Annotated in this window: 11 protein-coding genes; 9 read left to right on the forward strand and 2 right to left on the reverse strand. The window is 60.2% G+C overall.

The window, feature by feature from the left end:
• Positions 1–170 precede the first annotated feature (170 nt).
• A complete protein-coding gene (locus R3P95_RS25835) occupies positions 171–1067 on the reverse strand; it encodes an IS3 family transposase (RefSeq protein ID WP_317549895.1) in 897 nt (298 codons plus the stop codon).
• 401 nt (positions 1068–1468) lie between these two features.
• Between R3P95_RS25835 and R3P95_RS25840 the strand changes: the two genes are divergently transcribed.
• From R3P95_RS25840 to R3P95_RS25880, 9 genes are read left to right on the forward strand one after another with little or no spacing between them, the layout of a single operon-like run.
• Complete coding sequence (locus R3P95_RS25840; RefSeq protein WP_394855474.1) at positions 1469–2347, forward strand: MlaE family ABC transporter permease; 879 nt, start codon at positions 1469–1471, stop codon at positions 2345–2347.
• Between the two features lie 10 nt (positions 2348–2357).
• Complete coding sequence (locus tag R3P95_RS25845) at positions 2358–3221, forward strand: ABC transporter permease (RefSeq protein WP_008720373.1); 864 nt, start codon at positions 2358–2360, stop codon at positions 3219–3221.
• An 8-nt stretch (positions 3222–3229) separates the two neighbouring features.
• Entirely contained in the window at positions 3230–4267 is a 1038-nt protein-coding gene (locus tag R3P95_RS25850; protein WP_032370846.1) for an MlaD family protein, read from the forward strand.
• Positions 4264–5271 carry an MlaD family protein gene (locus R3P95_RS25855; RefSeq protein WP_008720376.1) on the forward strand — a complete coding sequence of 336 codons (1008 nt, stop codon included), beginning with the start codon at positions 4264–4266 and terminating at the stop codon, positions 5269–5271. The genes R3P95_RS25850 and R3P95_RS25855 overlap by 4 nt, the downstream gene beginning before the upstream one ends.
• Positions 5268–6263 (forward strand): MlaD family protein, encoded by a 996-nt coding sequence (locus tag R3P95_RS25860; RefSeq protein WP_008720377.1) that lies wholly within the window; start codon positions 5268–5270, stop codon positions 6261–6263. Before R3P95_RS25855 ends, R3P95_RS25860 begins: the two co-directional genes overlap by 4 nt.
• Positions 6257–7309, forward strand: coding sequence for an MlaD family protein (locus R3P95_RS25865; protein WP_008720378.1), 1053 nt, complete (start codon positions 6257–6259; stop codon positions 7307–7309). The genes R3P95_RS25860 and R3P95_RS25865 overlap by 7 nt, the downstream gene beginning before the upstream one ends.
• The gene (locus R3P95_RS25870) at positions 7309–8346 is read left to right on the forward strand and encodes an MlaD family protein (protein WP_008720380.1); all 1038 of its coding nucleotides are present in this window, start codon (positions 7309–7311) and stop codon (positions 8344–8346) included. The genes R3P95_RS25865 and R3P95_RS25870 overlap by 1 nt, the downstream gene beginning before the upstream one ends.
• Positions 8343–9302 (forward strand): MlaD family protein, encoded by a 960-nt coding sequence (locus R3P95_RS25875; protein WP_008720383.1) that lies wholly within the window; start codon positions 8343–8345, stop codon positions 9300–9302. The genes R3P95_RS25870 and R3P95_RS25875 overlap by 4 nt, the downstream gene beginning before the upstream one ends.
• A gap of 48 nt (positions 9303–9350) precedes the next feature.
• Positions 9351–10037, forward strand: coding sequence for a hypothetical protein (locus R3P95_RS25880; RefSeq protein ID WP_008720385.1), 687 nt, complete (start codon positions 9351–9353; stop codon positions 10035–10037).
• Between the two features lie 52 nt (positions 10038–10089).
• On the opposite strand, the gene R3P95_RS25885 is transcribed toward R3P95_RS25880, so the two are convergent.
• On the reverse strand, positions 10090–10335 hold a 246-nt coding region (locus R3P95_RS25885), incomplete at its 5' end, for a hypothetical protein (RefSeq protein ID WP_317549894.1).

Below are 10335 nucleotides of genomic sequence, written 5' to 3' on the forward strand. Positions count from 1 at the left end.
GGTGACCGGTTCGCCGGCCAGCATGCGTTCGCACAGTCGTCGGCGCGCATCGATGGGATAGGTACGGGGCATTGTGACCTCCTGGGATCACTGTGCTCCAAACTCCAACACACCATGGTCAACGACACGGGTACACATCAACCGTGTTCTAGATCCACGGTGTGATTGATTCAGTCGACGTCGCAGCCGTCGACCGGTTGGTGGTTGTGGGTGCAGTGGGCAGCGTACGCCCCCGCAAGCGGGAGGGACCCCCAGGACGGCGTGAGGTAGCCGAGTGATGAGTGCCGGTGTCGATGGTTGTGGTCGTCCTTGAAGTCCTCGATCACCACCCTCGCTTCGAGCAAGCTCGTCCAGTGATTGCGGTTCAGGCATTCCTTCCGTAGCCGATTGTTGAACGATTCGATGTGTCCGTTGTTCCACGGCGTCCCCGGCGGAATGTAGGAGATACCGACCCGATCTCGGCAGAACTGTTGCAGCACATGAGAAATGAACTCTGGACCGTTGTCCATTCGCAGCACCAACGGTGGCCCGCCCCACAGCGCGAACGTCTTGTCGAGCTCGTCGGTCAGCCCTGCGCGGTGATCGAGCGCTCCACAATGTTCAACAGGGACTGCCGGGTGTGTTCGTCGATCATCGAAGGCGATCTTGATCGCCTTCCCATCGACGGTCGAATCGAACTGAAATTCCATAGCCCACACCACTTTCGGAGCATCTGCTTCGATCTGCGGGCAGGAGCTGATGCCGGCGCGTTTGCGCGGATGATAGATCCGAACCTGCAGACCCTCCTCCTTCCAGAGCCGGTGCACCTTCTTCTTGTTCACCGACAAGCCCTCGTCGTGCCTCAGATGCGCCCAGGCGCGACGGAAGCCGTACAGCGGATGCGAGCCTGCGTACGTCCGCAACGCGGCCCTCAGGGCTGCGTCGGGGTCCGCGGGTGTTTCGGCGATCGGTGTTCGTGCGTACGTGGAGCGGGCAAGCCCAACAGCTTTGCACGCCAGTCGTTTCGACAGACTCATGGTGTTCACGAGCATGTCGACGGCGCGGCGCTTGGCGGCTGGGCTCAGAATTTTCCAGTGCTACCTCCCGCAGTGCGTCCTTCTCCAGCTCGGCCTCGGCGAGCAGGCGTTTGAGCTTGCCGTTCTGCTCGCGAAGCTCCTTGAGTTCCTTCGCGGCATCGGTGTCCATCCCGGCGTACTGACGCCGCCAGTTGTACAACGTCGCCGCCGACACGCCGACACCTCGAGCTCCGCCGCGATCTCCTCTTGCGTCTTGCCTGCAGCGGTCAGTTCGTCGGCACGGCGCAGTTTGCGCACGATGTCCTCGGCAGAGTTGCGTTTCCGTCCAGCCATGTTTTCCATCGTCCTATCCGCCCAGCTCACGGGCAACAAGGCTCTAAATCGAGATGGCTCCGTTCACTTGGGGACACGCCAACCTCTCAGCTGATTAATTCGACGGAAGTTCCGAAACCATGTACCAGGTACTGCACGTACCTGATACTGTGCGAACACCTTATCGCGACGAGCTGCGCAGACAGAAGAGGAGAACCAGTATCTATACAGAAATTGCTGGTCGAGCGACAGCCAGTCTTGTGACCTTTGGAAATTCGATTGCCCTCGCCGGCCAGGCATTGCGGTGGGCCGTGCGCGATATTGTCACCGGACGGTTTCCGTTTCGGGAGGTTGTCACACAGACGTGGTTCGTCATCACCGTAACGACGTTGCCAGCGATCCTGGTCGCGATTCCGTTCGGCGTCATCGTCTCGGTGCAGGTCGGAAGTCTAACCCAGCAGGTCGGGGCCACATCTATCGCCGGAGCTGCCGGTGGACTCGGGATCATTCAGCAGGGGGCACCGATCGTCACCGCGCTCCTGCTCGGTGGTGCGGCAGGGTCGGCCATCGCCTCTGACCTTGGCGCACGCACCGTCCGTGAAGAAATCGATGCCATGGAGACGCTCGGACTCAATTCGACACGTCGACTCGTCGCACCTCGATTCGTCGCGGTTCTCATCGTCGCTCCGATGTTATGCATGCTCATCGTGTTTACCGGTCTCGTGGCAGGCTACATCCTTAGCGTCAACGTCCAGGGCATCACGCCGGGGAGCTACGTCGCATCGTTCGCATCGTTCGCATCATCGGCGGACATCCTTGTAGCGCTGATCAAGTCAGTGGTGTTCGGTCTCGTGGTCGTGACAATCGCGTGTCATCGGGGCCTGTCCACGAAAGGTGGCCCCAAAGGTGTGGCCACATCTGTCAACGCCACCGTGGTCCTAGGGGTAGTGGCGTGCTTCGTCATCAACGTGTTCATCACCCAACTGACCATCATGTTCGTCCCGCAGACCATCGGATGACGGAGAACACGTGACCGCAGTACCATCCACTCGTTATACTTTTGTTACTCGTCCGATCGTGCGTGCTGTGACACCACTCGCTGAGGTCCCCGCGCAGCTCGGGCACATTACAACATTCACCATCGACACCGTCGCCGGAATTCGGCACGTCGCAACCACCTATCGACGACAGACGTTTTTATTCATACAGGAGTTTGCCTGGGGACGAGGCGCTGTACTGGTCGGCGGGGGTACCGCGATCGTGCTTGTGATTCTCGGAATGGCTGTCGGGGCGTCCATCGGCATCCAGGGCTACGCCTCGCTAGACCTGGTCGGGATGGGGTCTCTTACGGGATTCATTTCGTCATACGCCAACACTCGAGAGTTGGCACCGATGATCGCCGCGATCGGTTTCGCAGCCCAGGCCGGCTGTCGCCTCACTGCGGAAATAGGTTCGATGCGTATCGCCGAAGAGATCGATGCGCTCGAGTCGATGGCGGTGCGGCCGATTCCGTACATCGTCAGCACGCGTGTGGTCGCGGCGATCACTACCATCATCCCCCTCTACATCGTAACGCTGATACTCAGTTTCGGCGCGGCCAAGCTGGTCGTCATCCTTCTACACGGCCAGTCGGGTGGCACCTATGACTTCTATTTCGATGCGTTCCTCAAACCGCAGGATCTGGCGTTCTCAGTAATCAAGGTCCTCGTTTTCGTGGTGTCGGTCGTCATCATCCACAGCTACCAGGGTTACTACGCCAGCGGCGGAGCAGAAGGCGTCGGCCGCGCGTCTGGTCGAGCGATCCGCAGCAGTCTCATCATCATCGTCGTGGAGGACATGATCTTAACCCTGTTGATGTGGGGCTTCGATTCGGGCGTCAAGATTTCGGGCTAGGAGTTCAAGTGGCTGTATTTCAAGATCCATCAGGACGCGCGCCCTCACTGGCGAACTTGACCCTGCGCGGGATCGGGGTTCTCGTCGTAGTGACGGTTGCCGGCTATCTTCTGGCGGGCAACGCGACCGGAAAATATGAAGACAACACGACCGTGACGATCACCACCGACGCGGTTGGTGACGGGTTGAAGGGCGGATCGGAGGTGAAGTATCGGGGCTTCACGGTGGGCAAGGTGTCCTCGGTGTCGGGGCGCGACCAAAGTGTAAATGTGAAAATCGAGCTCACCGGAGTGAACGACGACATCCGGTTGCGTCAGGGCATGGCCGTGAATTACACGTCCGCCAGCGCGCTGGGGCCGACGGCACTGGAGATTGTCGACCCCGGGCGGGGAGTCCTCATCCGTGATGGCGGCAGCGTCTATGTGAGCAAGCTGCAGTCCGAACACACTTCGGTATCGACCCTGATTCGAAAACTCTCGAAGCTGGTCGATGCTCTCGATCAGCCGGCGTTCAATTCTGTGGTGAAGTTTGTCGTCGATGATTCCCAAACGTTTGCCGATGCCGGCCAGCTCATGTTCCAGATCGCGCAGCTCACTCGGGACGTTCAACAGCGGCCAGTGGGCCAGGATTTGGCGATCGCGGCAGACCTGTCCCAGGGCGTTGCCGACTTCATGACGCCGTTCGTTCCGGGCATCCTCATAAACGTCGACGTCGCTGACTTCTTCGCCACCGACGAGGCCATCAAACAGGCCACAGGCAACCTCAACAGCACCGGCGAGGTTCTGTTCGGGGGACTGGGAGGACTGTTGAGCGAAAACTACCCGGCGTTGAGTTCGGTACTGGACGTCGGCCTCGATCTGGCGAGGCCGGTCGCCAGATCGGCATCGGGACTCGCGCAGACCATTTACACCATCCCGCAGATCCTGGACAGCATCGACAACGCCACGCCGCAAGTCGGCGAGCGAGTACAACTTCAGGTCGCCCTGGTAGTGCAGACGTCACCTGCGCTGCAGAGCGCGCTTGCAGCAGGAGGACCGAGAAGATGAAGCTCAAGTCGTTAATTCCCACCATCGTCAAGATCGTCGCGTTCGCCGCAGTCATCGGCGTTCTCACCTACGTGATCATCGCCATCCTCGAACCCAGCTCGGACGGAGCGAGTTCTGAACGGTCTGCGGTTTTCTCCGATGCATCTGGGCTCAAGCCTCGCGACGGTGTGCGTTTGGCGGGAGTAAAGGTCGGTTATGTGACGGCGATCGGCCTGAAAGGGCCCACCGCGGTCGTTCATTTCCAACTGAACAACGACGTCGCGATCACGTCGAGCACCACCGCCGCCGTGCGTTATCAGAATCTTCTCGGACAGCGATATGTCGAATTGATCGGTGCGGCACAGGGAAAGACACAGGGGGCGGCGCTCACACAGGTGGCGCTCGACAAGACCGTTCCCTCATTTGATGTGTCCACCTTGTTCAACGGGTTCAAGCCGGTGTTCGACACGCTTAACGCCGACGAGATCAATGAACTGCAGTCCAACTTGTTGCGCGTTGCTCAAGGTGATGGAAGGGGTATATCGCCTGTTCTGGAGCAGGTCGCCGACATCACCGCCTACGGGGACCAACGGTCTGAGATCATCACGAATATCGTGACGAGTCTCGGCCAGGTCTCCGACCAACTCGAAGGCCGCTCGGCGCAGCTGGTCGAGCTCGTCGACCAGCTGGGATCGATCGTCGACGCCTTCAGCCGCGTGAGTGACCGGTTGCGGGAGTCGCTGGGCGAGGTCAACCGGTCCATGGAGAAAACTGTCATCGCCGGGGAGCAACTTGAGTCAACGTACGACCAGAGTTTCGCGACGATCTATCAGCGTCTGAGGCGAGAACCCGGGGAGTTGGAGGGGCTGCTGAATGGCGCGGTACTGCTCAAGCCTCTAATGGACTCGCTGAACGCTTCGACGAAATCCACGCCGAGTGAGGCACGATGTTCGAAAGGCCTTCTGCCCCTGCCGGATACAGCTACGATTGCGCTTATGGGGCAACGATTGGTGGTGTGTAAGTGAGGTTGTTCAGTCGAAATCGACCGCATCACCAGTCCGAACGCAGACGCGACCTCATCGTCGCCGCTGTGGTGGTGGTGACCGTGGTGGTCGGTCTGGTAATCGCCGGGACCGTGTATATCGCACCGCCCGGCCAAAAGGTGTACTCGGCTCAACTGGTCAACACCGGAGGGCTGGAGTCGGGTGATCAGGTGCGTATAGCGGGGATAAGACAGGGAACGGTGTCGTCGGTGGACCTCGCGGGAACGTTTATCACAGTCGAATTTCGACTCGACGGCTCAGTGCCAGTCCGTTCGGATGCCACCGCAGCGGTTCGCCTGATCACGCCGATCGGCGGGCGAGTTCTCGATCTGGACCCAGGGTCAGGACCGACCTCGCTGTCGGGGGCGATCCCCCTTGTTCAGACATCGAGTACCTACGACATTTCGGACACGCTCGAGACGACGACGCCGGTGTTCCGCGATGTAAAGGGCGTCGATCTCCGTCAGACTGCGTCGCTGCTGCAGAATGCGTTCTCCGACGGCAACACAAACATTCCCGACGCACTGAGGAACACCAGCAGTTTGATGGAACTCTTAGAGCGACAGTACGGTCAGCTCGACAAAGCGGTCGCTCTATCCGATGAATACGTCAACGCTTTCGCCGATCAAAAACAGGTGCTGGTCGACTTTCTCCGTCAACTCAGCTTCCTTGCCAGTACGCTGGGACCTGATATCGAGAACGTCCGCGGCGGGTTCGACCTTCTCAGGCGTCTGTTCAAACTTCTCACGAGGCCGCTCGTGGCTTACAGCGATGGAATCGAACCGTCTGTCCAACAATACAAGACGCTCCTCGACAAGGTGTCGACAGAGCTTCCAGGCTACTCCGATGCCCTAACCCAGGTTGATCAGATCACTCAGCGCCTCGGCGTCCTCCTCCAGGCGCCGGTCGGTGCGTCGACTACCACAGAACCAGAGGTTCGTGTGTGCATTCCGAGTGGTGACGACAAATGTTGACTACATGGATCCGAAAACTGTTGCTCCTGATCGCCGTGGTGGTGGTTGTGGTGGTCGCTAGTGTGGAAATAGGGGGGAGGGTGTCCGACGACACGCGCTCCCTGTGTGCAGAGTTCACCGATGCATCGGGCCTCTTCGAAGGCAACCCAGTAGCCATGCTCGGCAAGAAGGTAGGCAGCGTCGTCGGGGTGCACCAGAATAGTGATCAGTCCGGTGTAAGGATCGACATGCGGATCGACAAGAGCGTTCTGCTGCCCGCCGACGTCGGCGCGACTCTGGTGTCGACATCCATCGTGACCGAACGTCAAATCGAGTTCACCAAGCCGTACTCTGATGGAGCCCGATACGAGACGGATCAGTGCATTCCGTTGAGTAAGACGAGAACCCCGCTGGGAATCAGTCAGACGCTCGACTCGATCAGCAACTTGTCCGAGGAACTGGTCAAGGACAACGGCAGGAACACCGACGCGATCTTGCAGTCCCTCGAGCTCGTCTCCCGCAATCTAGAAGGAACGCAGGGTGACGTGGCCGGGATCATCAAGGACTCTGCCACGCTCATCGACGACCCGGCAAAGCGGGATATGCAGATTCGCAGCATCGTCGGGAACCTCGCCGCACTGACGGGGGTGGCAACCGAGAACGACAAAGAGGTGACCGCCCTCTTCGACAACTTCGTAGGTGCCATCGAGGTCATCATCGCGTTCGGCCAGACCTTCGGCGCGGCAGTCGAGTACGCGGGGACGTTCGTTCCGATCCTCTCGAGGTTCGCAACGGATTTCGGTCCCCCGATATTCGCGATCGGTGATGCTGCCGTTCCGCTCATCGCCGACATGGGAGAGCAGCCGGACATGGTGGTAGCGATCGCAGCCCGCACGGCAGACCTCATCGTGAAACACCCCGATGCCAAGTCAATTGTGCAGGCGTTCGCAGTGTCGCTGCCTTTGCGAAGCCTGGTCGGTGGCTGCGCCGCGCCGGTGGCAAACGGAGTCTGCGGGTCCAGCGATGTATCGAGGACGATCGCAGGGATGATGGGGGGAGGGGCCTGATGATCTCGGTCAATCGCGCATGCTTCGGACCCATGGTGGTCGCACTGATGGCAACGATAGTTTTCGTGACGTCGTGTGGGATCAACGCCGACAATCCGCCGACGATAGCGACCTCCGACGCGGACGGTTACGACATCCAGATGGAGTTCACCAGCGCACTCAACTTGCCGGCCCTCGCAAAAGTTCTCTCGGGGGGAATCAGCGTCGGAGTCGTCGAAGATGTCACGTACGAGAACGGGCATGCGGTCGTGAAAGCTCGCATCGACAACACGACTCAGCTGCCGGGCGAATCGCGGGCTGAGCTGCGTCAGGACACTCTCCTTGGTGAGATCTACGTTGCCATCCTTCCCCCAGCCGAGCCGTCGACGGGTGCCTTGCTGCGGTCGGGTTCGGTGATCCCGTTGGCACGGACTGAGCCGGCAGCAAATGTCGAGGACGTCATGCGCGGGATGTCGAATGTCCTCGGCGGCGGTGAGCTCGACAAGATCCACACCGCGATCTCGACATTGAACACCACGTTCCCCAAGGATTTGCAGCAATTCGACGCCCTGTATCGGACAACGCTGGAGACCGTCTCGGAGGTCTCCTCGAATACCGACAAACTCGACGTAGTGTTGAGGTCGGCGGATCAGACTCTGAAAGTGATCTTGGACGATCCGTCGGGAATCGACCGGATGCTGACCAAGGGCGGACGCAACTTTTCTGGTCTCGGCTACTCCCTGATCGAGGTCGCGTTACTCATCGCCAACTTGCGTGATTTCGCTGTGTCCGCGGGCAGGATCGTGGATCCGGAGTACTTACGGATAAAGGAGTCAGTGGCCGGGATCGCCCCGGTGATCGATTCGATCGCCAACTCCGACATCTACTCGAAGTCCGTCACGGAGCGAGCAACGAGCGTCATCCGCGACAAACTCATTCCATTCGTGCGGTCGCCCGACATTAATCTCTCGGACATCTCCATCGATGGTCGGGACCTAGCGCGGCGTGACGCCGAATCCTTCATAACCGTGTTGAGATCAATCGGAATGATGCCGTGAACCGCAGCAGCACGCTCATATCGATACTGGCTCTCGCCGTCGTGTTCGTCGTAGGGCTCGGCTACCTCGTCGTCGGCGTGGCACACATCAACCCCACCCGCTCCGAGTACTCGTTAACCGCCATCATCGACAGTTCAGGCGGTCTGCTGGACACATCGCCGGTGATGGTGCGGGGGGTACCCGTCGGAAAGGTGTCCTCGATCAACGTCGCGGATTCGGCAATTAAGGTCGTGATGACGATCGATTCCGACCACAAGATCCCCCAGGACAGCGAGATGTCTATCCAGAATCTGTCGCTCGCGGGGGAACAGTACATCAACTTCGTGCCCGCGGGCACGGCCACCGGTGGGTACTTCGATAACGGAGACGTGGTGCCCGCGGACGCGGTGCACGTGTCGCAATCGGTTCCCCAGGTGTTGCCAAAGTTGGCTGCAGTGGCAGATGGGCTCGACCCGGAATCGATCGAGTCCATCAACAAGACCGTCGCCGAGGCCGTCGCCGGACGGCAGGAAGACCTCGACACGATCGGCGACATGATGCACCGTTTAGTCGATTTCGTCGGCAAAGATGGGTCCGTCCGGGTGACCGCGGACAACGCCGAGTTCCTGCTCGGCCTCTTGTCCAATGCCGGGGACGTCCTCAGTACGGCATCTGTGCGCACCCCTGACGCCGTGAACGGGCTGGCGCGGATTCAACGGGCGTTCATCAGGTTCACAACCACCTCGTACGACAAGTGGCCTCCCGTGTTGAAGCTTGTGGAAAAGCTCAACGGCTATATTCAGATCCTGCAGCCGGATCTGCTGACGATCACCCGGGCGGTGAAACCGGCGACCGAGAAGGTCGCGGACACATACGTCGACTTCGGGTCGATCGGCGACCTCCTCGGCCGAACTTTCCCGGCGTCGCGACCAGGTCGCGCCGAGGTCCCCGTCACCGTGTCGTCGCCGCCACGGTGACGACCCGTCCGCAAGCGACTGTCACCGTAAGTACACAGAAGGTCCCACATGACAAATGACGACCGAACGAAACCGCACCCCGAGCCCACTGAGGTCGAGGACAGCGCGGCAGCAGCGACGCCGGATGGCGATCTACTGCTGGACGAAAACGCCCCAGCCGCGTCCGCCGTAGCCACGGCTGGGGCTAGAGACAGCGACGTCGACCCCCCCTCGCCAGGTGGGCACCGCTGGTCAGCATTGCCGCGATCACGTGCCGTGGTGGTTTCGGCCGTGATCGTGGTGCTCGCTGTGCTGGCCGGCGTGTTCGCCTACCTCTACCTCGAGGCCGACGAAGCGAAGTCGGTATTGGAAAACGACGCCGCGCAACGGGCCGCCGCGGCGAAGGCCGCCTCGGATTACACGACCAGATCCCTGACCTACAGCTACCAGAACACCGACGCCTTTTTCGCGGCAGTCAAAGAGGACGCGGGTGAGGCGCTCGTCAAGCGGTACGACGAGGTTCGGCCGACGCTGACCCAGATTATCCAGCAGGCCCAGGTGCAGGCGTCGGGACGCGTTCTGGCCACCAGCGTCACCGGTGACGCCGACGGAGAATACACGGTGATGGTCTTCGCGAGCCAGAAGACGCAGAACGTGCAGAATCCACAACCGAGTGAACTGCCGACATTGTTGAAGGTGGTCGTGGCGAAAACCGCCCAGGGCTGGCAGATTCAGGACTATAGCCCAGCTGAATGAGACGGCTGCTCCGCAGAAGGAGTTCCACGAAGAGCAAGATGCAGGACGGTACTCATTCTTCGACGCGGTCGCAGATGTCGGAGATGTCGGCGGGGTCGACGCCGGTGAGGAGTTGGGTGATCTCTTCGGGTGGCGGGTGCCCCTCGATCGGGTCAGTTTGATGTGTACCCGTGTCGTTGACCATGGTGTGTTGGAGTTTGGAGCACAGTGATCCCAGGAGATCACAATGCCCCGTACCTATCCCATCGATGCGCGCCGACGACTGTGCGAACGCATGCTGGCCGGCGAACCGGTCACC

This window comes from Rhodococcus cercidiphylli (genome assembly GCF_033042225.1).
GTDB lineage: Bacteria > Actinomycetota > Actinomycetes > Mycobacteriales > Mycobacteriaceae > Rhodococcoides.

Bases quoted from the DNA above. Each gene is read 5' to 3' on its own strand.
- R3P95_RS25840 (WP_394855474.1), top strand. From the start codon at position 1,469: ATGTACCAGGTACTGCACGTACCTGATACTGTGCGAACACCTTATCGC.
- R3P95_RS25855 (WP_008720376.1), top strand. From the start codon at position 4,264: ATGAAGCTCAAGTCGTTAATTCCCACCATCGTCAAGATCGTCGCGTTC.
- R3P95_RS25865 (WP_008720378.1), top strand. From the start codon at position 6,257: ATGTTGACTACATGGATCCGAAAACTGTTGCTCCTGATCGCCGTGGTG.
- R3P95_RS25870 (WP_008720380.1), top strand. From the start codon at position 7,309: ATGATCTCGGTCAATCGCGCATGCTTCGGACCCATGGTGGTCGCACTG.
- R3P95_RS25880 (WP_008720385.1), top strand. From the start codon at position 9,351: ATGACAAATGACGACCGAACGAAACCGCACCCCGAGCCCACTGAGGTC.